Source organism: Arsenicicoccus dermatophilus (genome assembly GCF_046267915.1).
Lineage (GTDB): Bacteria > Actinomycetota > Actinomycetes > Actinomycetales > Dermatophilaceae > Arsenicicoccus > Arsenicicoccus dermatophilus_A.
Genome location: NZ_CP176520.1, coordinates 2,923,597 through 2,946,391, shown reverse-complemented (window position 1 = coordinate 2,946,391; position 22,795 = coordinate 2,923,597). Strand labels below are relative to the sequence as shown.

Here is a 22,795-nt window from a genome sequence, read left to right as displayed (position 1 = left end):
AGCGGGATCTATCGTCGCCCCATGACCATCCGCTCCCTCGCCCTCGCGGGCGTCCTCGTCACCGCCGCGGCCTCGCTGTCCGCCTGCGGCGGTGGCGACTCGGCCGCCACCCAGTCCATCGCCGCCACCACCACCGCCACCGCGGCCGCCCCCGCGCAGGGGACCACCGCGGCCGAGGCGACCACCCCCGCGGCCGAGTCCGCCACGACGAGCAACGGTGTCGCCGTAGGGGAGCCGCACCCCAGCAACATGGCCCCCTCCACCCTGACCAAGCAGGACGCGGGCGTGCCGGGGGCGTCGGGCGCCAAGGGTGCAACCATGCAGGAGTTCTGCGGCGACCTCAAGGTCGCGCAGTGGAGCCCCAAGGACATGGGCGACCTGCCCACCGGCGGCGACATCAAGGTGACCACCGAGGCCGTCGTGGAGCGTCTGCAGCGCCTCGGCCCGGTGCGTCCCCCGGCCGAGCTGGCCGAGGACTGGCGCACGGCCCTGGAGTCCTTCGACACCATTGCCAGCAAGGTCCAGGGGGCCGGCAAGCCCGCCGCCGTCCCCGGCATCGTCAAGGCCGGTCTCGCGGACAGCAAGAAGGCGCGCGATCACGTCCTCGAGGTCGCCAAGCCCTGCCGCTGACGGGCGGCACGACACGGGGCGGACCGGCCCGTCGGGGGCCGGATCGCCCCGCTCGTGTCCCTGGGGAGCGTCGACCCGGGGCACGAGGACCAGGAGCCTGGGGATCCGAGCCGGACGTGGGGGCGGCCGGCACGGATCCTCAGGCTCCGCTGCACCTGCACGGCACCTGTCGGGCGCACCTGCGCCGCGACGCACGTGCGCCCGGCGTTGCGCCCGGGCCAAGGGGCTCGGGCAGAACGCCGGGCGGTCGACGCGAGCGCCGAGGAAGCGGAGGATTCGTCAGTCGCCCAGCGCGGCGTCCAGGTCCGCGACGAGGTCCGCGGCGTCCTCGAGCCCGACCGACATGCGCAGCACGTCGGCGTGCGGCTTCGCGTCGTCGGCGACCGGGCGGTGGGTCAGCGAGGCCGGGTGCTGGATCAGCGAGTCCACCCCGCCCAGCGACACGGCGTGGATGATCAGCGAGGTCCGGCTGACCGCCCGCGCAGCGGCGTCATACCCGCCCTTGACGGCGAAGGCCACCATGGCGCCCGGGCCGGCCAGCTGCCGCCCGACGATCCCCTGCGGGTCCTGGCCGGGCAGCCCGGGGTAGTACACCCGCTCGACGGCGGGGTGCCGGGCGAGGTGCTCGGCGACCTGCTGCGCGGTGGCCTGCTGGGCGCGGACCCGGATCGGCAGGGTCTGCAGCCCGCGGTGGATGAGGTAGGCCGACAGCGGGTGCACCAGCGCGCCGGTGAGCGCGCGGACCGAGCGCAGACGCCGGGCCCAGTCGGCGTTCGTGGCGATGACGCCGGCGATGACGTCCCCGTGGCCGGCGAGGTACTTCGTCGCCGAGTGCAGGACCAGGGTGGCCCCGTGGCGGGTCGGCTGCTGCAGCACCGGGGTGGCGAAGGTGTTGTCCACCAGCACGGGCACGTCGCCCGCCTGGCGCACCACGGCGTCCAGGTCGAGCAGCTCCAGGGTGGGGTTGGCCGGGGTCTCGACGATGACGACGCCGGTCTGCGGGGTGATGGCGTCGGCGATCTCGTCGGCGCTCACCCAGCTCACGGTGGTGCCGAGCAGACCGTGGTCGAGGACGTGGTCGGTGCCGCCGTAGACCGGGCGGACGGCCACCACGTGCGGGGTGCCCGCGGAGACGCAGGCGACGAGCACGGCCGACAGCGCCGCCATGCCGGAGGCATAGAGCACGGCCTCGTCGCAGCCCTCGAGGGCGGCGACGGCCTCCTCGGCCCGGGCGACGGTGGGGTTCCACAGGCGCTGGTAGATGTGCGTGTCGCCAGGGGCCGGGCGGCCGCCGGTGGCGAGGTTGTCGTAGCTCGCGCCCCCCGCGAGGACGTCGCTCACCGGGTTGGTGGTGGACAGGTCGATCGGCGGCACGTGCACGCCGAGAGCCGTCAGGTCGGCTCGTCCGGCGTGGACGGCGAGGGTGTCGGGGCGCATGTCGCCCTCGGGGGAAGCGGCCATGGGTGGGCTCTCCTTCTGCGTCGTTGCAGCAGCGCCGCGGTGGCGGTGCCTCGCCAGACTAGCGAGCGCGCCCGTCGGCCGGTGGGGGGAGGTGGGCGCGGGCGCAGCGCGACCACTGCCAGGCGACGGCGATCGCCGCGACCGCGACGCCGGTGGGCCAGGGAGCGACCACCGCGCCGAGCACGGCCACGAGGGCGATCTCGTAGCCCTGGGCCGCGGTCATCGCGCCGGCCGGCATCATCCCGAAGGCCGTGGGGATCATCAGGCCCATCAGCTCGAGGTCGCGCGGTCGGGCGCCCGCCAGCAGCGACGCCACCGCCGCCAGGGTGAGCGTGGTGGCGGTCGCGGGCGGCAGCCCCACCAGGGCGCAGGCGGCCAGGCTCCACAGGGCCGCGGCGAGCGCGGGTCCGGCGAGCAGCGCAGCCCGCACCTGGTGGTCGGGCAGCGGCAGCTCCCGGCGCAGCCCGGTCGAGCGGGTCCACAGGACGAGGCCGTCGCCGAGGGAGCGGGCGACGCGGGCCGCGGCGAGAGCCATCACGGGCAGGGTGACCAGGGCAGGCGCCATGGCGGCGAGCAGCGCACACCCCACCAGCAGGGGTATGCCGAGAAGCAGGCGGTCGCGCTGGCGCGCGACGCGGACCAGGTCGCGCCGCAGGACGGCGGCCACGCCGGTGCCTGCGCCGCGTCGGGAGCCGAACCGGCCGCGGCGCCCGAGGCGGGCCCGTTCCCCACGCTGGGCGACCGCGCTCGCGTCGAGCATCAGCGCCGCCTCGTGGGCCGCGGAGAAGGACTCGCCCGCCCGCCGCAGCTCGGTGCCGTCCACCTGCTCGGACCGCCGGTCCGCGAGCGTCAGCAGGGCGAGGGCGGCGGCGAGGGCGAGGACCCCGGCGGCGACGAGCAGGGCGGGCAACGGGAGCCCTGGTCCTGGGAGCACATCCGAGAGCGCGCCCGGGTGAGCGTGAGGTCCGACCGTGCCCGCCCCGGGCGGGGTGCTTGCGCTCCCGACGGAGAGACGGGCGAGCGCCGCGACCACCACCCCGGCCAGCAGCAGGAGGCGGGGGAGGCGGGCCACCCGGGTGCGCCATACCGGGTCGTGCTGGGCCGCGGCGACGCACCCGGTCACCAGGGACCCCAGGACGGCGCCCAGCGGCGTGCCCCACGCCAGCGCGTCCGGGGTGATCGGCAGCCCGGCGGTGGCCGCCACGGTGGGCCCGGCGAGCCCGCAGACGAGCGCGGCGCCGAGGGCGACGAGCCACACCCGCCCGCGCAGGTCGGGCCGCCGGGGTGCGGGCCCGGAGAGCAGCCAGGTCGTCCGGGGGGCGTCCGCGCCGACCGGGCCCCAGGCGCGGACAGCCGCGGCGGTCCCGCCCAGCGCGAGCAGGGCGAGGGCGACGGCGGCGAGGGGTCCGCCCCCGTGCCCGCAGCCGGCCCCGGTGCAGGCGGCCCGGGCGATGAGGGCGCTCCACCCGCTCGCGGTCGTCGCGGCGAGCAGCAGCAGGCCGAGCACCCACATGTAGACCTCGGCGAAGGTGTCGCCCGGCTCGCCGTGCTCGCGCCGGGCCCGCCCGAGGTAGTCCCGCGCGTCCGCGAGGTCCGCGGCGCCCGTCTCAGACGTCACCGTGCAGCTCCACCACGCGCGCCCCCGAGCGGGCGACCAGGTCCGGGTCGTGCGAGGCCATGAGCACCGCCCTGCCCGCGGCGGCGCGCTCGGCCAGCCAGGTGCCGAGCCAGGTCCGGCCGGCCTGGTCGAGCCGCTGCTCGGGCTCGTCGAGCACGAGCAGCGACCACGGTCGCACCAGCGTGGCCGCCAGCGAGACCCGGCGTCGCTGACCGGAGGAGAGGGTCCACGGGACCTGGTCGGCGACGTGGGCGATCCGCAGGGTGTCCAGCGCCGCGTCCACCCGCTCGTCGGGGTCCGCGACGCCGTGGGCGCGGGCCAGCACATCCAGGTGCTCGAGCACGGTCACGTCCGGCCAGAAGCCCGCGTCGTCGAGCACGGCGCACACCGCCCGCCGCACCTCGGGGTCGGTGTCGCGCAGCACCCGGCCGTCGAGCGTCACCACGCCCGCATCCGGCCGCTCCACGCCCAGCACGCACCGCAGCAGCGTGGTCTTGCCCACGCCGTTGGGCCCGACCAGGGCGACCACCTCGCCCGGCCGCACGTCGACCGTGACGTCGCAGACCACCGCGCGTCCGGCATACGCCTTGCTCAGACCGACGATCGCCAGGCCCTGCTCCATCGTTTCCCCCTGATCGCTTGACCCTCACGCGACGTGAGCCGTCACCCTTGCAGACATGACCACGACGACAACGGTTCCCAGGCAGCTGCTGACGGTCGGTCAGGTGTCCGAGACGTATGGCGTGACGGTGCGCACCCTGCACCACTACGACCAGGTCGGGATCCTGCGCCCGAGCGAGCGCAGCACCGCCGGCTATCGCCTCTACACCGAGGACGACCTGGAGCGGCTGCAGCACGTCGTCGTCTATCGGCGGCTGGGTTTCTCCCTGGGGGAGGTGGCCCGGCTGCTCGCGGACGTCGACGCGCAGGGGAGCGAGGCGGCGGTGGCGCACCTGCGTCGCCAGCGCGAGGTGGTCAGGACCCGGCTCGCCGAGATGCGTGATCTTGTGCGGGCCATCGACCGAGCGATGGAGAGAGCCATGAACGACACGCCAGCCACCCCCCGGGACCTGCAGGAGATCTTCGGCCAGGCCTGGGACGAGCACGAGGGTTACCAGGCCGAGGCCGAGCAACGCTGGGGCGACACCCCGCAGTGGGCGCAGGCCCAGGGCCGACAGGCCGGCATGACGAAGGCCGACTGGGCCGCCGTGAAGGCCGAGTCGGACGCGCTGGAGCGGGATCTCGCGGCGGCCCTGGCCGCGGGGGAGGACCCGGGCTCCGACGCCGCCGCGGCGCTTGCGGAGCGTCACCGCGCCGCGATCGAGCGGCACTACGACTGCCCGCACGCGTTCCAGGTCAAGCTCGCCCAGATGTATGTCGCGGACGAGCGATTCCGGTCGCACTACGACGAGCGTCATCCGGGTCTGGCGCAGTGGCTGCACGATGCCATCGTGGCCAACGCCGCACGTCAGGGGGTTGTCGACGCAGGTGCGTGACCCCTGGGGTGGACGGGACGGGAGGGGCTCTCGGGGCCTGCGGGATCTGTGGGCGAAGTGTGGCAATGGGTGACCGTCGCCCCTTTCGTTACGTATTCTGGCAAGAGGGTCCGTCCCCCCTGCGGCCCGGAAGAAGGTCCCGATGCGTCACCATCCGTCCCGTTCTGCCCCTGGCCGCAGGTTCGTGACCCTGTCGGCCGTCGGTCTGGGTGCCGTCGTCGCCGTCGGGTCCGCGCCGGCGGTGGCCTCGTCCGGAGTGACCGTGGACCGTCGGGTGCCGGTCGTGTCCGGGCCCGTGGCACCCGTCGTCAAGCCGCATCCGACGATCACCATCCCCTCGGGCGAGACCCCGACGCCGGTGCCGAGCCCGGCGCCGACCCCGACCCGGACGCGGCCCACCACGACGCCCAGGCCGCCGAGACCCACGCCCACCCCGACCCGGCCGACCCCGGCACCGCCCACCTCGACCCCGCGGCCGACCACGCCCCATCCCCGGCCCACCGAGCCGCCGACGCCCAGCCCCACGTCCCCGCCGCCGCCGCGGCCCAGGCCCACCGGCACGACGTCGCGCCCTCGCCCGACGGCGCGACCCGAGGCGACGACCGCCAGGCCCTCCGCGACGTCGCACCAGGGCCCGACCGGCAGCGCCGAGCGATCCCCGTCGTCCTCGTCCAGGGCGGTGGAGGAGCCACCCACGCAGCACCCGTCCACGACCATCCCGCTCGAGGCCCCCGCCACCGAGACCGATCCCCCCGGCACCGAGCCGGCGCCCGGCGTGGCGCCGGACCCGACCAGCACCGATCCCGCCCCCTCACCCACGAGCAGCGAGGCCGAGCCGCTGGCCTCGTCGATCTTCCGGGACCCCGGCGAGGACGCCGGGCGCACCGGAGCCTTCTTCGCCGCGCTGACGGCTGCCCTCTCCGGTGGCATCATCTATCTGCGCCGTCGCAACCGTGAGGCCGAAGAGCTCGCCTGAGCCACAAGAGATCTCACGACCTGTGGGGGTGACGGCAGTGCTTGTCCGACGTCGGCCCCGATCCGGAGGAACACTCCCACCATGGTCCTAGCTCGGCTCGGACGGCTCCTGCTGTCGTCGGTGGGACTCACCGACGCCGCGGAGTCCTCCGGGGCGCCCTCGGGCCACCCGGGGCGCACCCCGCTGATCCTGCTCGGCGCCGCCGGGGTGCTCGGGCTGGGGGCCACGGGACTGGGTCAGGTCGGCTCCCCGAGCCCGCGCTCCAGCACCCCACGGGTCACCGATGGCCGCGTCCGCTCCGTCGACCTCGCGGCCAAGCTCCCGCCCCTGGAGGAGACACCCGCCACCACGACGGTGCTCGCGGTGCCGAGCGCCACGCCAGGCGTGGCCGCCCGGTCCGCCGCGCCGCCCACGCCCCGCACCGCCGCGTCCCTCGCCCTGCCCGCTCCCGTCGGCCGCGCCGTGACCGCCCCGCCCCGACCCACCGTCACCGTGGTGGTCCCGCCCCCGCCGGTCACCGTCACCGTCGTGGCGCCCGCCCCCGGGCGGGTCGGGACGCGATCCGCCCCCGCGCGCACCACGCCTTCGACCTGGCCGGCGGTGCCGGCTCGGCCGGCCGCCCGCGCCCGCCCGGCGATCGCCCGGCGGGCCGCTGCGGTGGCCGCACCGGCCCCCGCGGTGCGGACCGACCCACCCACCCCGCCGCCGCGGCTGACCGTGCGGCTGCCGGTGCCCGCACCCCCGCCCACGACGCTCACCGGGACCCCCTCGCGGTCGGCGTCCACCGGCGTGGCGTCCCCGTCGGTGACCGCCACCGTGACCCGGACGGTGACCGTGACCGCCGCCCCGGTGGTGCCCTCGCCGTCGCCGACCACGGCCGGCACCACGCCGGCGCCGGCCGCTACGTCGACCTTCGCGCTGCTCCCGTCGGCCGGGGCCACCACCTCGCCGAGCCCGGCCGGGTCGGGCACGCCCGCCGCTCCCGGCGCGAGGCCCTCCGTGGGCCCGGGGCACGCGGCCGCAGCGGCGGCCTGGACCGACCCGGGTGACTCCGTGGAGCGCGCCACCGGGCTGTTCCTCGGGCTCACCGCGCTGGTGCTGGCGGGCTGCCTGTGGCTGCGTCGTCAGGGCCCCGGAGGACCCCGGACCTGGTCGCAGGAGTGACCCCGGCGCGGTTGCCGCGACATACGGCCGACGGTCGGGCCCGGGTCCGGCACGGCCCCGCCGTCCGGCACGCGCCGAGGGCGTCCCCACCCGTGGTGGGGACGCCCTCGGAGGATGGCGCAAGGTCAACCGCGGTCGCCGCGCCGCTCCTTGCGGGCCTGCTCCCGCACGCCCTCGCGGCGCAGGTCCAGGGCCTCGGCCTTGAGCTCCTCGACGGTCCGCTCCTGCTTCTTGATCCCCTTGTCGTCGCGAGGCGGCAGGAGCACCTGGTCCTCGGCGGGCATGCCCGCGGCGAGCTGACGGGACCGCTCGATCTCCGAGTCGAGCTCGGCGCCGAAGAGCAGCGCCAGGTTGGTGATCCACAGCCACAGCAGGAAGACGACCGTTCCGGCGACCGAGCCGTAGGTCTTGTTGTACGACCCGAAGTTCGAGACGTAGAACCCGAACGCCGCCGACGCCAGGACCCACACCCCGAAGGCCACGGCCGCGCCCGGCGAGAACCACTTGAACGACGGCTGCTTGACGTTGGGGGTGGCGTAGTAGAGCAGCGCGATCACCAGGCACACGATCACGGCGATGAGGGGCCACTTGACCAGGGTGTACGCCGTCTTGACGGGACCGTCGAGCCCGATCAGGCTGCTCACCCAGTCCGTCATCGGGCCGGAGATGATCAGCAGCACGCCGGCCAGGGCGATCAGCAGCAGCGTCACCGCGGTGATGCCGAGCTGCAAGGGACGCAGCTTGAGGAAGGGGCGACCCTCACGCACGTCGTAGATCTGGTTCATCGCCCGGCCGAAGGCGCCGATGTATCCCGACGCGGACCACAGGGCCGTCAGCAGACCGCCGACGAGCGCGAAGCCGGAGGCCTTGGACGCCGCGATCTCCTTGATGATCGGACCGAGCAGGTCCACCGCCTGAGGGCTGAGCTGCTTGACGCCGTCGAGCATCTTGGTGAGCGTGTCGCCGTTCTGTCCGAAGATGCCGAGCAGCGAGATGAGCGCCAGGATCGCCGGGAAGACCGACAGCACCGAGTAGTACGTCAGCGCGGCCGCCAGGTCGGTGCACCCGTCGCGGGTGAACTCCTTGACGGTGCGCTTGAAGGCGTACTTCCAGTGCGGGCTGGGCAGCTCGGACATCTCCTCCGGCTTGCCGTTGTCGTCGGGGTCGTCCTCGGGGCGGGCGCCGGCGGGACGGTCCAGGTCGTCGGCGTCCTCGTCGGGGTGCGAGGGAGGTGGCGTCATCGGTTGTCTCCTCGGGACTGGGGGTGGTCAGGAGACCACATGCCCCGAACGGCGCCGGGACATTCCGGGCGATCCGTGGCCGGGCCGACGGCCAGGGCGCCTGCCCACGCCCTGCCTCAGGTGCGGATGGGGGTGGGTGGGCGGCCGGAGATGGGGCTCAGCGTGGCTCGGGGGGCCAGGGGACCGGCTGGCCGAAGTAGTAGCCCTGCACCGCGTCGGCGCCGAGCTCCACCACGCGGGCGAGCTGCTCGCGGGTCTCGACCCCCTCGCAGACGGCGCGGATGCCCAAGGCCCGAGCCACGTCGAGCGTGGACCGGAGCATCGCCAGGTCGACGGCGCTGGTGAGGCACCCGCGGACCAGCACGCCGTCCACCTTGAGGACGTCGACGGGCAGGTCGCGCAGGTTGCCGTAGCTCGTGGTGCCGGCTCCGAAGTCGTCCAGGGCGAAGGCGACCCCCGTGGCGGCGAGGTGGTCCATGCCGGCTCGGACGGCCGACGTGGAGCCGATGGGCAGGCGCTCGGTGAGCTCGACGACCAGGCGCCCGGCCTGGCCGGACCGGCGCACGAGCTCCTCGGCCCAGTCCACGAAGGCGCCGTCGAGCATCGAGTGGGGGCTGACGTTGCAGGACACCCGGGCGTGGGTGCTCTCGCGGTCGAGGGTCTCCACCACCCGGGTGAGGACGGCCCGGTCCAGGGCGTTGACCACGTCGTACTGCTCGGCCAGGACCACGAAGTCGTCGGGCAGCAGCAGCCGACCGTCCTCGTCGACCAGGCGCACCAGGACCTCGGCGTCCATCGGGGCGTCCACGTCGCTGACCACGCTGGTGACGGGCTGGGCGACCATGGTGAGCCGCCCGCCGAGCACGGCGGAGCGGACGGCGTCCATCCGACGCAGCTCGCCGTGGGTGTCGGACTGCCCGTCCGCGCTGGGCACATGCACGAGCACCCGCCCGCGGCCGGACCGCTTGGCCTGGTAGGCCGCCGACTCGGCGCGGGACACGATCTCCTCGATGCCGTGGCCGTGGCCGGTGATGGCGTAGACCCCGGCGGAGAAGGCGGCGGGGACGTCGCGGCCGCCGACCTGCACCGGGTGGTGGGCGAGGTCCTCGGCAACGGCCTCCAGGGCGTCGCGCAGCTCCTCGGCCGGCCCCTCGGACAGCGCGCCGAACTCGTCGCCGCCGACCCGGAAGACCATGGTCGGGGCACTGGTGTCGATGGCGCGCAGCCGCTCCGCGACCGCCCGCAGGACCCGGTCGCCGGAGCCGTGGCCGAGGCGGTCGTTGGTCATCTTGAGGTGGTCCAGGTCGATGAACGCGAACGACGCCTCGCCCCGCGCCGCGGCCCGGGCCTCGCCGATGGCCTCGAAGGCGGCGGCGCGGTTGGGCAGCTGGGTCAGGGCGTCGGTCCGCTCCAGGGCGCGCGTGGTGCTGAGCAACGCCGTGAGCTGGGCCTGCAGGGCGTGCGGGTCCCCGGTCGGCGGGGCGTCGACGAGGCGGTGGGCCCGGCTGGAGACGACGGTGCCGGCGAGCGCGGCGAGGTCGACCAGGCGGGCGGGGATCACCTCGCGGGCGGTGACGGCCAGACCGCCGACGAGGGACCGGCCGAGGGTGATGGGGACGGTCACCCGCTCGACGTACCCCTTGTCGCGGAGCGCCACCACGGAGGGGTGCGTCTGCCCCGCGAGGGTGAGGACGTGCGGCGGGGACCCGGGCTCGAGCCCGGCCAGGCAGCCGGGCACGAAGGTGTAGGTGGTGACCGGGAGCTCCCCGGGATCTCCGCCGTGGAGCAGGTGCGCGGTGACGTGCTCCCCACGGTCGTCGAGCAGCCCGAGCTCGATCCGGTGGTCGCCCAGGACCCTGGGGAGGTGGGTGGCGAGGGTGTCCACGAGGTCCTGCCGGCTGCCGGACAGGGGGAGGTGGTCGGCCAGCGCGCCCAGGTGGGCGAAGGCGTTGCGAGGGATCCGAGCAGAGGGGAGCGCAGCGAGCCGTCGGCCGCTGCGCTCGTCCTCCCCAGGCGTCGTCACGTGCTCCAGGGTAGGGCCGATGCCCTCCGGCGGGGGCGTCAGCGACAAGCAGCGCCTCCGCACGGGGTGGATCGTCGCGGGCTGCACCGCAGGAGTGACCGAGCGTGATTCGTCTGCGGGTCGTCGTGGCCCCGGAGGTCTGTCGGCAGGCTGTCCTAGGCTCGGGTCCGTGACCTCAGGAGCGCAGACCTCGGCAACGACGACCCCAGGAGCAGGGGCCTGGCGCGACCGGGCCCCGGCGCCGTCCGGTCGCCGGGCGCCGGGCGGGATCTTCGTGGCGCTCGAGGGCGGCGACGGAGGCGGCAAGTCCACGCAGGCCGAGCTGCTGCGGGAGTGGCTGGGCAGCCTCGGCCGCACCGTCGTGCTCACCCGCGAGCCGGGCGGGTCGCCGCTCGGCGCGCAGGTCCGCGAGCTGCTCCTGCACGGCGACCACGTCGCCCCCCGCGCCGAGGCGCTGCTGTATGCCGCGGACCGGGCGCACCACGTCGCCACCGTCATCCGCCCGGCGCTGGAGCGGGGCGACGTCGTCGTGACCGATCGGTACCTCGACTCCTCGGTGGCCTACCAGGGGGCCGGTCGGGCGCTGGTGGGCGAGGAGGTCCGCGACCTGTCGCTGTGGGCGGTGGAGGGGCTCCTGCCCGACCTGACCGTGCTGCTCGACGTCAGCGCCGCCACCGGTCGGCAGCGCCGCGGGCAGGTGCACGACCGACTGGAGTCCGAGCCGGACGAGTTCCACGAGCGGGTGCGGGCGGGCTTCCTGGCCCTGGCGGCCGCCGAGCCGCAGCGCTATCTCGTCGTGGACGCGTCGTTGCCGTCGGAGCAGGTGCACGCGGCGGTGCGCGAGCGGCTCGCGGAGCTGCTGTCGTGACCGGCCCGACGACGCAGCCGGGGCCGGGCTCGCGGGGCACCTCGCCTTCCGGCACGGCTACGGCGGCCGGGCCCGGGGTGTGGGGCCCGCTGGTCGGCCAGGAGCCTACGATCCAGACCCTGTCGGCGGCGGTGGCCGACCCCACCGCGATGACGCACGCGTGGCTGCTGACCGGGCCGCCGGGGTCCGGGCGGTCGGTGGCGGCCCGGTGCTTCGCGGCGGCGCTGCAGTGCCCGCAGGGCGGGTGCGGCACCTGCCTGGAGTGCCGGACCGCGCTGGACGGCACCCACGCCGACGTCGACGTGGTCGCCACCTCGGGCCTGTCCATCGGTGTCGACCTGGCCCGGCAGCTGGTGCAGACCGGCGCCCTGCGACCCTCGGTCGGCCGCTACCGGGTGATCGTGGTCGAGGACGCGGACCGGCTCACCGAGCAGGCCGCCAACGCGCTGCTCAAGGCGGTCGAGGAGCCGGTGTCCCGCACGGTGTGGCTGCTGTGCGCACCCTCGCTCGACGACGTCATCGTGACGATCCGCTCGCGGTCACGGCACGTGCGGCTGCGCACGCCCCCCGTCGACGCGGTCGCCGAGCTGCTCGTGCACCGCGACGGGGTGGACCCGGCGATGGCGGCCTACGCCGCGCGCGCCGCCCAGAGCCACGTCGGCATCGCCAGGCGGCTCGCCACCGACGCGGCCGCCCGCGAGCGCCGGCACACGATCGTGTCGCTCCCGGCCAAGATCCGCGGGGTCGGCGACGCCATCGCCGCCGCCGCCGACCTGGCCGCCATCGCGGACGAGGAGTCCGGGGCCTCCGGGGCGGAGCGCGACGCCACCGAGCGCCGCCGGCTGCTGGAGCGCCTCGGCGCCGACCCCGCCGCGCGCACCCAGCCGCCGCACGTCCGGTCCGCGGTCGCCGCCCTGGAGCGTGAGCAGAAGCAGCGGGTCACCCGTCACGCCCGCGACGTCGTCGACCGCGCCCTCGTGGACCTGACCAGCGTCTACCGCGACGCCCTCGTCCGCCGGCTCGGCACCCCCGTCGACCTGGTCAACGTGGACGTCGAGCCCGTGGTCGCCCGTGTCGCGCAGGTCAACACCTCCGAGCAGCTGCTGCACGCCATCGACGCCATCGGCACCGCCCGCGAGCGCATCGACCGCAACGTCGCGCCCCTGCTCGCCCTCGAGGCGATGTGCCTCGCGCTGCGTCTGCCGCGGTGAGCCGTGCCGGATCTGGGGGAGGTGGCGCCGAGGACCCAGCCGCGCGCCATACCATCAGCCAGAGCGACGCTCCACCGCCCGCTTCCGCCCTTGTTGACCTGGAGATCTCCCGCATGCTGCCGCGTCCGTCCCGCCCTGCCCGTGTGCTCGCCGTCCTCACCGGCCTCTCCCTGGTCGTCGGTGGCTGCTCGTTGCCAGGGTCGCGCACCACTCCCAGCACCACCTCGGCGACGGGACTGCCCACCCACTCACCCGATCTGGCGAAGTTCTACTCCCAGACGATCGACTGGCAGAAGTGCGGACGCTTCCAGTGCGGGGAGCTGCTCGTCCCCGTGGACTACGACAAGCCGACCGGCGAGACGATCAAGATCGCCCTCAAGCGGCAGCGTTCCACGTCCCGCTCCCGCGCGGGCTCCCTGGTGGTCAACCCCGGCGGTCCGGGCGCCTCCGGCGTCGACTTCGTGGGCGACTTCGCGCCGGTGCTGGCGGGCAACGTGCAGCGGCACTACGACGTGGTGAGCTTCGACCCGCGCGGGGTCGCCCGCTCCCACCCGGTCACCTGCCTGGACCCCAAGGAGATGGACGCCTTCCTCGGGCAGGACCCGACGCCCGACGACCCGGCCGAGCGCGAGCAGATGATGGCGCAGAACAAGAAGTTCGCCGATGCCTGCAAGCAGCGCACCGGCGACCTGATCGGCCACGTCTCCACCGTCGAGGCGGCCAAGGACATGGACGTCCTGCGGGCGGCGATCGGCGACCCCAAGCTCAACTACTACGGCGCCTCCTACGGCACCTTCCTCGGGGCGACCTACGCCGGCCTGTTCCCCAAGCACGTGGGCCGGATGGTGCTCGACGGCGTCATCGACCCCGCCCAGGACGGCAAGCAGTCGGCTCTCGGGCAGGCCAAGGGCTTCGAGCGGGCCACGCGGGCGTATGTCGAGCACTGCGTCGGCACCGGCCAGTGCCCCCTCGGCAAGACCGTCGACGAGGCGATGCAGGGGCTCAGCGACTTCCTCAAGCAGGTCGACGCCAAGCCGATCGACGCCCGCGGCATCGGCACCGGCACCCTGACCGAGGGGTGGGCCTCGCTGGGCCTGGCGCTGCCGATGTACTCCTCCGAGCTGTGGCCCGACCTGGACCAGGCGCTCCTCGCCGCCAAGCAGGACAACGGGCAGCCCCTCATGCGGCTGGCGATGCAGTATGCCGACCGCAACGACGACGGGACCTACAAGGGCAACATGCTCCAGGCGATCAACGCGGTGAACTGCCTGGACCGACCGACTCCCGGTGGCGCGGACACCTTCGTCCAGGAGGAGAAGGACTTCACCGCCGTCGCCCCGGTGTGGGGTCGCTTCATGGCCTGGGGCGAGTCCGTGTGCGGCCCCTGGCCGGTCAAGGGCCCGGGCAAGGCCGAGCCGATCAAGGCGGCCGGCTCCGGACCCATCGTGGTGCTGGGGACCACGCGCGACCCGGCGACGCCCTACGAGAACTCCGTGGCCCTGGCCAAGGAGCTGGACGAGGGCGTCCTGGTCACCCGCGACGGCGACGGCCACACGGCCTACCAGCAGGGCAACAACTGCATCGACCGACTGGTCGACGACTACCTCGTCAAGGACAAGGTGCCCCACGACGGCGCCCGCTGCTGAGTTGGCTCGCGGGCCTGGCTGACCTGTATAGTGAGCGACCGGTCGTCCCGGACGGCCGCTGCCGCTTTAGCTCAGTCGGCCAGAGCGATTCACTCGTAATGAATAGGTCGTCGGTTCGATTCCGACAAGCGGCTCGGACAAGGCCCTCCACCACCGTGGGGGGCCTTTCCGCTGCTCAGAGGCCCATAGTCGCACGTCGTGGTGGTCATGCGGCGTCTCCGTCCGCGTCGCCCGCGGTCGTCTCGGGGGCGGACGTGCCCTCCGGTGCCCCCTTGGTGCCCCCGACGAGGTCGGCAGCGGCCCACAGGTTGCGGTCGATGAGGTGCCCGTAGAGGTCCATCGTCATGGTCGCGGTGGCGTGCCCCAGGACCCGCTGGACCACCTTGGGGTCAGCCCCGGCACCGAGCCACAGCGACGCCGCCGTGTGCCGCAGGTCGTGCGGGCGCATCGTCGGGCGACCGATCGCGGCGATGGCCCCCGACCACCCAACCGTGCGACGCCAGTTGGACTCGGCCAGAGCCCCACCCCGGGGAGCGGCGAACAGCCAGTCGCTCGGGGACCTGCCCGCGGCCCAGCGCTCCACCACCTCACGAGCAGCGGCAGGCAGAGGAACCGTGCGGGCGCCGTAGCCCTTCAAGGTCTCCTCGTAGAGCGCACCCGTGCCCGAGTCGGCGATCACCGTGCGACGCAGACGCAGGCCCGGACCGGGGGAGGTGATGACGTCACCCACCTGCAAGCCCGCCACCTCGCCCCAGCGCAGACCGCACAGACCCAGGACGATGACCAGGTCGCCATACCGACCACGACACGCAGCAGCCAGAGCATGCAGCTCGTCAACGCCGAGGAACTGCCCCTCACGACGAGCCTTGCGACCACCCGTGACGACCTTGACACCCTGCGCCGGATTCTTCGCGATCCGGCCGTCCTGCACCGCATAGGCCAGCAGGGACCGCAGGGTCGCCAGATAACGGCTCGCCGTCGAGGGCGCCAGGCCCGAGGCGACGAGGTCACCCGCCCACGCCGACACCTGAGCCGCCGTGATCGACGACAACGGCGCCCGACCGAAACGAGGCTGGATGTGCCCCTTCCACGCCGACTCGTGGGCCCGCCGCGACTTGCGCTTCTGAGTCTCCAGGGTGCGCAGCCAGTCGGCGGCGATCCCCTCCAGGGGGAGACGCCCACGGCGCGGGTCGAACCACTCACCCGCCTGCAGGCTGCGCACCTGGTCCCGCTCCCACGACTCGGCATCCCGCTTACGGTCGAAGACGCGCGTCGCGACCTCACGACCACCGTGCTTGACGCGGGCACGGTAACGGACGACACCACCACGAGTGATGCGCTGCACGCTCATGCCGCCGCAGCCTCACGCTGCTCCGCCAGCCAGGCATCCACGTCAGCAGGGGACCAAAGAAGCCGACGACCGACCTTGTAGGCCGGTGCGAAGCGACCCTCCTGCCGCAGCCACCGGATCGTCTGCACCGGCACACGCAGGCGCTCCGCTACCTCAGCAATGGTCAACAGATCCATGACAGTTCCTTTCAACGAGCGGGAGTAAAAGTGAGGCTCTTGCGCTGCTCAGCGCGCCATTGGCGGTATTCGCGGGCGCGGGCAGCGGCGGCAGTGGCGAGGGCGGCGTCGCCGGGGCGGGGCCAGCCGGTGCCCGCGTACTGCCAGGACCCGATCACCAACGTCGTCTCGTCCTCGTCATCGGCCAGCAATCGCGCTTCGAGGTCGCGGGTGTCCAGGGGCCGGCCTTCACGGGCGGCTTGGGCCGCGAGGCGCTGAAAGCGCTGCCGTGCCCGGCGGAGCCTGCCGAGGGTGACGGAGTACAGGCGGGACTTGGTGGTGAAGTGGCCGCGGAAGCCGAGCATGTGGGCCCACTTCCCCAGGAGCGCGTAGACGTCTCGTCCGGTCTTGGGGTCGACTCCCCCGGCGGCCTGATCACGTCCCGACGCTCGGCGGGCATCGCGGACGGCGGCGAGGAATCCGAGGTGTCGGGCGTGGGCAGCCAACTTTGCGAGGTGGGGGCGGTGGGCGTCGGTGCGGAGGTCGGTGGCGTCTTTGGTGGCGTACTTGGCGAGGTACCCGGCGACCTGCTCCGGGGAGAGTTCGTCGCTGGTGCGCAAATGCGTGGGGCCGGTGGTGATGGTCTTGACGTCGATCTGGCGTCCCCAGGCGAGGGTTCTCGGGGTGTCCCAGTCGGCGGCGGCCGGGGCTGGGCAGGTCACGGTTCTGGCGGCGGTGGTGACGAGGGTGGCGAGGGTGTCGCCGTCGATGGGTGCGGGGGTGCCGGGGCCTTCTGGTCCGTCGAGGCGGATGAGGGCGTGGAAGTGGATGGCGCCGCGGGTCTGGTATTCGGCGACCTTGGCGAACTGCAGCGACGCCACGTCCCGTAGCCGGGAGGGCGCGACGTGGAGGTGTGCGGCGAGGTGGCGGCGGATGGTGATGGTGGTGCGGCGCCAGAGTTCGGGGGCGTGCCATTGCCAGACGAGGGCGGTGGTCCAGTCGTAGCAGTCCCAGCACAGGGGTGACCCGACGTGGGGGTCGTCGTCGGTGTGACGGGCGTGGCAGGCGAGGCGCACGCCGTGGGGGCAGCGTTCGACGCGGTCCGTCGAGCGGGGTCGGCACTTGGCGTTGTCGGGGCGGGTGCCGTGGACGTGGCCGAAGGAGGGGGCCGTGAAGGTGACGAACAGCAACGGCGCCGAGGAGACCGAGGCTGGGATGGTTTTGCCGCCGGTGATGCCCGCGCGGATGACCTCGAAGGTGTCGCGGGCGTAGGTGCGGGAGCAGGCGGGGCAGATGTGGGCGCGGCGGTTTCCGCAGGGGATGAGCACTTCACCCAGAGGTGCCTGCGCGGAGGAGAAGGTGGACAGGACTTCCCCGGTGCGGGAGTCGAGGGTGGTGGAGTGGCCGGTGAGGCGGATGGGGTGCGCACAGTTCCCCACCGATGCCAACGCCGAGGAGAGGGCATCAGCGGTGCCGTCCAGGAACCGCGACAGGACGGATGAGACAACGGCGGGGGTGGTGGGCAGGTCCAGCGGTGCACCCTCCCCGAACCCTGGAAACGAACCGAACGACGCCGGGGCGCCGGCCTTTCCTAGGGTCCGGGTGGGTGCGCCACTGTGGCTGTCCACCACGCTCACGCCGCGCTCCCCAACAGGGGCATGGCGCCCTGAGCACCGACCAGGTGTCCGCGACGGGAACGCAGGGGCTCCCAGACCGTCCCGGCAGGCCCGACAGCGCGACGAGCCGCAGCAGCCGGAGCGACAGAGGCGGGAGCGGCCGGGGTGGGAGTGGCCGGGGTGGCCCAGGTGGGGGCGGTGTCGGCGGTGTGGGCGTGGGGGTCGCGGTCGGTGCCGGCCCACCAGCCGCCGGTGACATCCAGGGCGTCGACAGCAGCCAGACAATCCAGCACGACCGGGCAAGCCGCGCACACCGCGGCCATGGTGGCGGCGTCCCAGGGGTGCACGTCGGCGTGGTCGCTCAGCCACGGCAGGTCCAGGCGGGTAGCGCACGCCGCGTGGGAGTCCCAGCGCGTCGGGTCGGGGCGGCTTACCAGGGCGGTGGTGGTGGTCATGCGGCTTCTCCCTTCTCGTCCGTAGCGGTCGTGCTCGTGTCGGTCACGGTGTCCGTGCTAGTGGTGTTCTTGGGGCGGGTGTTGCGGGTGCGGCGGGTCTTGGGGGTGCCCTCGACCAGGGAGGCGCCGGGTTCGTGGACGTGTCCGGACACGCGGGTCACGTCGTGGGTGGCCGCGAGGGCGGGTGCTTGCCAGGCGCTGGGGGTGGTGTTGGTGGCGTGGGTGCCGTCCTCGACGCGGCGCAGGTAGGTGGCGTAGGTGGTGGAGTCGAGGCGGGCGCGGGTGAGGGGGTGGCCTGGGGTCTCGGTGAGGCAGATGCCGGGTGGGAAGGCGCGCACGTCGGCGGGGTCGACGTCGATGCCGTCGTGGAGCATGCGGATGCTGTCGGTGGAGTCACAGCGCAGGGTGATGCGGGTGGGTAGGTTGGCGCGGTCGTCGGTGTCCAGGGTCTTCGCGCTCATCCGCTGCGCGAGCACCACCACCCGCACCCCGACCTTCGCGCCCTCCCGGACGAGGCGTCCGACCTGGCGTTCGATCAGCGGGGTGATGCGGTCGCCGGCCTTGCGGCCGGTGGTGTCGTCGTCGCTGCGGGCTGCGGCGAGCAGGCCGGGGTATTCCTCCAGGACGACGACCAAGACCGGCGTCGCGGGGGTGAAGCGGGTGAGCTTGTCCACCCCCGCGTGGGTGAGGGTGGCGATGCGGTGGTCCATCTCGGTCACGAGGGCGGTCAGGACCGCGGCGTGCGCGGTCATGTCGCGGGTGCCGGTCGCGATCCACGCCCCACCCCGCCCCGCGCACCAGGGGCCCAGGAGGATGCCGGAGGGGTCGCAGCCGGTGACGACGACATCGGTGCGCATCGACAGGCCTGCGAGGAGGGTTTGGACGCCGTGGGACTTCCCGCCACGGGTCTGGCCCTGCAACCCGATGTGCGCGTCCACCCAGGGGTCCCACGTCAGATCCGTCCCATCCTCCCTACGCCCGAGGACCACCGGTCCCCGAGCACTGGTCGGGGGTGCGGAGGGGCGGGGGGTGTCCAGGACGCGGACCATGCACAGGTGCCAGACCGCGACGCTCGGGGAGGCCTTCTCGGCGCGGACGGAGGACGCGCCGGCCATCGCCGCGACCGCCTCGGCCTGGGCGAGCACGTGAGCGGCGGTCTTGCCCGCGGGGACCCGGACCCGCACGTGCAGGGTCGTGGACGTGGCCTTGACCCGGGCCCGGGCGGGACGCCACACCGTCACCTGGTCGCCGTCCTTGGCCGTGGTGGTGTGTTCCCGGCCGAGGTCGAGGACCTGGCTCATGCCCGGCCAGGACCGGCGCCACCACCACGACAAGCGGACTCGTCGCCAGGGGCCGGCGCACCACCGCTCGAACCCCACCGGATCCACCTCCCGCCACCAGGCCCCCACCAGAGAGGGCACCGCAACGGCGAGGAGCACGAGGGTGAAGAGGCGGGTGCCGCCCACCAGCCACGACACCACCCCAGCGACAGCGAGGGCTGCGGTGTGGCGCTTGTGCCGCCAGCACCACCAGGCGAGCCGCCACACCCCCACCAGGACGGCACGGACCGCCGTGGCCAGGACTGGGCCCACCACCCGCGCGAGCCCTGTGACCCGGCCCGTGATCCGGTCCGCAGACGACGCGAGCACCGCAGCCACCAGAGACGACACCGTGGTCGTGGACGCGACCGGAGCCGTGACCGGGGACAAGACCGGAGTGGCCGTTGAGGGCGTGGACGCGGCCATCGCGGGGACCGGGGTCGTCGGGGCCGTGGGGGTGGTGACCGTCGTCGTTGACGTGTCCGCGGTCATGGTCAGGCCGCCTCAGACTTCCGCGGCGCCTGGACCTTGCTGCTCTGGCCGGGGGCGACCATCCCCTCAGCCCGATACGACCACGCGATCCGCGCTCGACCGTTACCCATCTCCTCCACGTACGGCAGCGCGGTCAGGCCCACGAACTCCACCGGCGTGAACGGAAACGGCGTCTCATTGGTCGGCGGCACCGGCTGATGCGCGGCCACGATCTTCACCGTCACCGTCTTGTCCTTCTTCCCCGCCTCCGGATCCGCGTCCAGCACCTGCACCGCCCACACCGGCAACCCCGTATCCCGATCCACCTGCTGCGGCCTCGACCCATCCGGGCGCGCCGCAGCGTTGAAGTCCACCACCGGCGCCACCTCACCCACCAGAAACGTCGAGTGCGGGAACACGGTGTGGTGCGCGAACGGGATCCGCTTCTGCATAGCCATGATCAAGCCCTTCCATAGGTTGCCTAAGTTGGCTAGTCATCTGCCAACAACGACAGAGTGAACTAGCCTGGCTAGCCATGTCAAGACGTGGAGCGTTTGATCATGCTGGCCAGCCAACCGGCCGCGTAGCCTGGAGGCATGGCGCTCGACCTCGATGACCCCCGACCCCCGTACCAGCAGGTGGCGGCATCCCTGCGCGCCTCGATCCTGACCGGGGTCTTCCCGCCGGGAGAGAAGATGCCCTCCCAGGCCGAGCTGTCCGAGCACTACGGTGTCGCCCGCATGACCGTCCAGCAGGCGCTACGCATCCTCAAGGACGACGGGCTCGTCACCTCTCGGCAGGGCAGTGGCATGTTCGTGCGTGAGCGGATGGCCAAGCCTGTGGGGCTGCGCCCCCACATCGAGCAGGCGTTCCGCGACCAGCACGTCACCATCGACTTCGCCGGTCAGACCTCCGAGACACTGCACGGAGTGCTCAGCGAACCCCTCGACCAGGTCCGCACCGGGCGCCTGTCACCCGAGACCATCGCCATCCGCGTCCTTGTCCCGGACCTCACCCGGCCCCTGGCTCTGCCGGCCGCCGCAGACGGCGACGAGACCATCTCCGCCAAGGCACGAGACCGGCTGCGCGGCATCACCGACCGCCACCTGAACGCCCTCACCGCCACCGTCGAAGAACTCGCAGACCTAGGCCTGGTCAAGACCGGCACCGTCGAAGCCCGCCAGCACGGCACCACACCCCTGTTCAAGGCCTACGTCATCAACGACGTCGACGTGTTCTTCGGCTACTACCCCGTCGTCCGCCACGAGGTCCGCCTCGACTCCGACCGCGCCGAGATCCTCGACCCCATGGGCAAGGACACCGTCCTGTTCCAATACACCGACGACGGCAACCCCGACGACCCCGGCACCCAGTTCGTCCACCAGACCCGCACCTGGTTCACCAGCCTGTGGGACACAGTCGCAGAGCCCCGCCCATGAACACCTCTCCCACGGCCCGCGAGCTCATCGCCAACTGCTCAGCCCTCCTGCTCGACTTCGACGGACCCATGGCCGCCCTCATGCCACCACCACGGAACGCCGAAGCCGCCCAACGAGTCCGGCACGCCGCCGCTGTCGACCTCCCCAGCGACCTACGCACCACCACCGACCACCTCGCCATCCTGCGCCACCTCCTCGACCAACCCGACGCACTCGCCCGAGCAGAAGCCGAAGCCACCGCCGCCGAAATCGACTGCGCACGCACCTGCGAGCCCGCCCCCTGGCTCCCCGACCTCCTCACCGAAACCCACTACCGCGGCATCCCCTGGGCCGTCGTGACCAACAACAGCCCGGAAGCAGTGTGCTCATTCCTGAGTCGTTTCAAGTTTGCAGCCCCGGCAGCGGTCGTTGGCCGGGAGCCAAGCACTGTGGCTCGGATGAAGCCAAATCCATTCTTTGTCTCAGTTGCAGTGCGCGCCACTGGCGCGAGCACCGGGACCGCTCTCTTCGTGGGCGATTCAGTAAGTGACATGAGTGCAGGGATAGCTGCGGGAGCGCGAATGCTCGGCTATGCGAAAACTCCAGGTCGAGGTCGCGAACTCATTTGCGCCGGGGCAAACGCCCTCGTATCGCCTGGACTCTCAATCTCAGAGCCGTAGTGAAGCGAAAAACATACAGGGCTTACATGTTTTGATTGCGTTACGCGCACACGGCCCCGCATTATCCCCGTTGCGGTGCGTGTATTATCTCACGTTTTAGATGCCTCTACCGTAACGCCCACCTTGCGCACTAAATAGGCGGAGACGTCCTCGCATGCGACCTCAGATGGCTCGAATAGTGCCAGATTTACCCCGTCACCCACTGAACTTTGATAAAGAACTCCGTCGAAACCGCAATTTTTGATGAACTCGCAGAGATACTGGCTCGGCACATACTCATAAGCTGCCGTTCTAGGTAAGACTGGTTTCGTGAGTTCTTCCCCTAGTGCTTCGAGCAAAGGAACATCAGCGCGCAACTGCAGGACCCCGTCCGAATCGGCCAAAATAAAAGGCGAGACCGCGGCCCGAGGACTTCGCAGGTCGACGAGCCGCACTCTAGGCAAGCGGAACTGGGCGATGCTCGCGAAATCGCCAGTATGGGGTCTAGTCTCCGCGACGCACGTCTCCACATCTGACGCAACATATAAATAAGGAATGCCCGCTGGGTTGGCGCGTCCCCCTGAGGCCAGATGCGGAGGAGGAGCGCCCATCTGATCCGCTGGATACGGATCTACTCCGTCCATAAGCCGGCAGCGAAACCATTCTTCGTCCGGCCCGAAGTCGTCACAAACCAGCAAGTCCAGCAAGTCCCTGAGCCTAGACAGGTCTATTTGATGATCGGCAAACCAGCGATTGCTATGCATCATACCAGTTCGGAGAACCTGCCACTGGCTGGCAGTCGAAGGGGATTCCTGATTGGCGGGCAAGAAGTTCTTTCTGACGATGTCACCATCGTCCAGAACGTCCGCCAGTAATTCCTTCGCATGAGCGTCATCCATCACCGGATGCGCGAAGATCCCCCAATCTTCGCGAAGCCATGAAACGAGGGGGCGGCCACCTATATCAACCTGTTCATAAGCGCTCGTCACTAATTCAAATATGGATCGCAACTGTCCA

General features: G+C 72.6%; 22 protein-coding genes and 1 tRNA gene. 10 read left to right on the top strand and 13 right to left on the bottom strand.

From position 1 onward, the window contains the following. Positions 1 to 21 precede the first annotated feature (21 nt). Positions 22 to 630 (top strand): hypothetical protein, encoded by a 609-nt coding sequence (locus tag ACK2IS_RS13960; RefSeq protein WP_409483892.1) that lies wholly within the window; start codon positions 22 to 24, stop codon positions 628 to 630. A 279-nt stretch (positions 631 to 909) separates the two neighbouring features. Here the strand turns inward: ACK2IS_RS13960 and ACK2IS_RS13955 are convergent, their stop codons facing one another. Genes ACK2IS_RS13955 through ACK2IS_RS13945 form a run of 3 tightly spaced genes read right to left on the bottom strand, consistent with a single transcriptional unit; the run spans position 910 to position 4,331 of the window. Next, on the bottom strand, positions 910 to 2,091 hold the full coding sequence (locus ACK2IS_RS13955) for a trans-sulfuration enzyme family protein (RefSeq protein ID WP_409483891.1): 1,182 nt from the start codon (positions 2,089 to 2,091) through the stop codon (positions 910 to 912). Between the two features lie 58 nt (positions 2,092 to 2,149). Then, positions 2,150 to 3,709 (bottom strand): DUF6297 family protein, encoded by a 1,560-nt coding sequence (locus ACK2IS_RS13950; RefSeq protein ID WP_409483890.1) that lies wholly within the window; start codon positions 3,707 to 3,709, stop codon positions 2,150 to 2,152. Further along, a complete protein-coding gene (locus ACK2IS_RS13945) occupies positions 3,699 to 4,331 on the bottom strand; it encodes an ATP-binding cassette domain-containing protein (RefSeq protein ID WP_409483889.1) in 633 nt (210 codons plus the stop codon). Before ACK2IS_RS13945 ends, ACK2IS_RS13950 begins: the two co-directional genes overlap by 11 nt. A 55-nt stretch (positions 4,332 to 4,386) precedes the next feature. Here ACK2IS_RS13945 and ACK2IS_RS13940 point away from each other — a divergent pair, with 55 nt between their 5' ends. Further along, positions 4,387 to 5,205: a MerR family transcriptional regulator gene (locus tag ACK2IS_RS13940; RefSeq protein ID WP_409483888.1), complete on the top strand. Its 819-nt coding sequence runs from the start codon at positions 4,387 to 4,389 to the stop codon at positions 5,203 to 5,205. 147 nt (positions 5,206 to 5,352) lie between these two features. Here ACK2IS_RS13940 and ACK2IS_RS13935 read toward each other — a convergent pair whose 3' ends face one another. After that, positions 5,353 to 5,901, bottom strand: a complete 549-nt coding sequence (locus tag ACK2IS_RS13935) for a hypothetical protein (RefSeq protein WP_409483887.1) — start codon at positions 5,899 to 5,901, stop codon at positions 5,353 to 5,355. On the opposite strand from ACK2IS_RS13935, the gene ACK2IS_RS13930 reads away from it, so the two are divergent. Together ACK2IS_RS13930 and ACK2IS_RS13925 are read left to right on the top strand one after the other, a co-directional pair. Further along, complete coding sequence (locus ACK2IS_RS13930) at positions 5,885 to 6,181, top strand: hypothetical protein (protein WP_409483886.1); 297 nt, start codon at positions 5,885 to 5,887, stop codon at positions 6,179 to 6,181. The genes ACK2IS_RS13935 and ACK2IS_RS13930 overlap by 17 nt on opposite strands. A gap of 81 nt (positions 6,182 to 6,262) precedes the next feature. Further along, the gene (locus ACK2IS_RS13925; protein ID WP_409483885.1) at positions 6,263 to 7,345 is read left to right on the top strand and encodes a hypothetical protein; all 1,083 of its coding nucleotides are present in this window, start codon (positions 6,263 to 6,265) and stop codon (positions 7,343 to 7,345) included. A gap of 125 nt (positions 7,346 to 7,470) precedes the next feature. On the opposite strand, the gene ACK2IS_RS13920 is transcribed toward ACK2IS_RS13925, so the two are convergent. Beyond that, positions 7,471 to 8,586, bottom strand: a complete 1,116-nt coding sequence (locus tag ACK2IS_RS13920) for a YihY/virulence factor BrkB family protein (RefSeq protein ID WP_409483884.1) — start codon at positions 8,584 to 8,586, stop codon at positions 7,471 to 7,473. A gap of 157 nt (positions 8,587 to 8,743) precedes the next feature. After that, positions 8,744 to 10,609: an EAL domain-containing protein gene (locus tag ACK2IS_RS13915; RefSeq protein ID WP_409483883.1), complete on the bottom strand. Its 1,866-nt coding sequence runs from the start codon at positions 10,607 to 10,609 to the stop codon at positions 8,744 to 8,746. Between the two features lie 268 nt (positions 10,610 to 10,877). On the opposite strand from ACK2IS_RS13915, the gene tmk reads away from it, so the two are divergent. From tmk to ACK2IS_RS13895, 4 genes are all read left to right on the top strand, one after another. Continuing rightward, positions 10,878 to 11,477 carry a dTMP kinase gene (gene tmk / locus ACK2IS_RS13910; RefSeq protein WP_409485681.1) on the top strand — a complete coding sequence of 200 codons (600 nt, stop codon included), beginning with the start codon at positions 10,878 to 10,880 and terminating at the stop codon, positions 11,475 to 11,477. 77 nt (positions 11,478 to 11,554) lie between these two features. Further along, positions 11,555 to 12,688, top strand: coding sequence for a DNA polymerase III subunit delta' (locus ACK2IS_RS13905; protein WP_409485680.1), 1,134 nt, complete (start codon positions 11,555 to 11,557; stop codon positions 12,686 to 12,688). A gap of 113 nt (positions 12,689 to 12,801) precedes the next feature. Continuing rightward, entirely contained in the window at positions 12,802 to 14,334 is a 1,533-nt protein-coding gene (locus ACK2IS_RS13900) for an alpha/beta hydrolase (RefSeq protein ID WP_409483882.1), read from the top strand. A 60-nt stretch (positions 14,335 to 14,394) separates the two neighbouring features. Beyond that, a tRNA-Thr gene (locus tag ACK2IS_RS13895) sits at positions 14,395 to 14,468 on the top strand. Between the two features lie 71 nt (positions 14,469 to 14,539). Here the strand turns inward: ACK2IS_RS13895 and ACK2IS_RS13890 are convergent. The 6 genes from ACK2IS_RS13890 to ACK2IS_RS13865 are packed head-to-tail and all read right to left on the bottom strand — an operon-like array spanning position 14,540 to position 20,159. After that, the gene (locus ACK2IS_RS13890; protein ID WP_409482778.1) at positions 14,540 to 15,685 is read right to left on the bottom strand and encodes a tyrosine-type recombinase/integrase; all 1,146 of its coding nucleotides are present in this window, start codon (positions 15,683 to 15,685) and stop codon (positions 14,540 to 14,542) included. Beyond that, positions 15,682 to 15,861 carry a helix-turn-helix transcriptional regulator gene (locus ACK2IS_RS13885; protein WP_409482777.1) on the bottom strand — a complete coding sequence of 60 codons (180 nt, stop codon included), beginning with the start codon at positions 15,859 to 15,861 and terminating at the stop codon, positions 15,682 to 15,684. Before ACK2IS_RS13885 ends, ACK2IS_RS13890 begins: the two co-directional genes overlap by 4 nt. A gap of 11 nt (positions 15,862 to 15,872) precedes the next feature. Continuing rightward, the gene (locus ACK2IS_RS13880) at positions 15,873 to 17,468 is read right to left on the bottom strand and encodes a replication initiator (RefSeq protein ID WP_409482798.1); all 1,596 of its coding nucleotides are present in this window, start codon (positions 17,466 to 17,468) and stop codon (positions 15,873 to 15,875) included. Positions 17,469 to 17,473: 5 nt separating this feature from the next. After that, positions 17,474 to 17,911, bottom strand: a complete 438-nt coding sequence (locus tag ACK2IS_RS13875) for a hypothetical protein (protein WP_409482776.1) — start codon at positions 17,909 to 17,911, stop codon at positions 17,474 to 17,476. Next, entirely contained in the window at positions 17,908 to 19,722 is a 1,815-nt protein-coding gene (locus tag ACK2IS_RS13870; RefSeq protein WP_409483881.1) for a hypothetical protein, read from the bottom strand. Before ACK2IS_RS13870 ends, ACK2IS_RS13875 begins: the two co-directional genes overlap by 4 nt. 2 nt (positions 19,723 to 19,724) lie before the next feature. Continuing rightward, a complete protein-coding gene (locus ACK2IS_RS13865; RefSeq protein WP_409482774.1) occupies positions 19,725 to 20,159 on the bottom strand; it encodes a plasmid replication, integration and excision activator in 435 nt (144 codons plus the stop codon). A gap of 138 nt (positions 20,160 to 20,297) precedes the next feature. Here ACK2IS_RS13865 and ACK2IS_RS13860 point away from each other — a divergent pair, with 138 nt between their 5' ends. Both ACK2IS_RS13860 and ACK2IS_RS13855 read left to right on the top strand, forming a co-directional pair. After that, on the top strand, positions 20,298 to 21,140 hold the full coding sequence (locus ACK2IS_RS13860; protein WP_409482773.1) for a GntR family transcriptional regulator: 843 nt from the start codon (positions 20,298 to 20,300) through the stop codon (positions 21,138 to 21,140). Next, positions 21,137 to 21,799, top strand: a complete 663-nt coding sequence (locus ACK2IS_RS13855) for an HAD family hydrolase (protein WP_409482772.1) — start codon at positions 21,137 to 21,139, stop codon at positions 21,797 to 21,799. The genes ACK2IS_RS13860 and ACK2IS_RS13855 overlap by 4 nt, the downstream gene beginning before the upstream one ends. A gap of 89 nt (positions 21,800 to 21,888) precedes the next feature. On the opposite strand, the gene ACK2IS_RS13850 is transcribed toward ACK2IS_RS13855, so the two are convergent. Then, positions 21,889 to 22,767 (bottom strand): RES family NAD+ phosphorylase, encoded by an 879-nt coding sequence (locus ACK2IS_RS13850; protein ID WP_409483880.1) that lies wholly within the window; start codon positions 22,765 to 22,767, stop codon positions 21,889 to 21,891. Between the last annotated feature and the right edge of the window lie 28 nt (positions 22,768 to 22,795).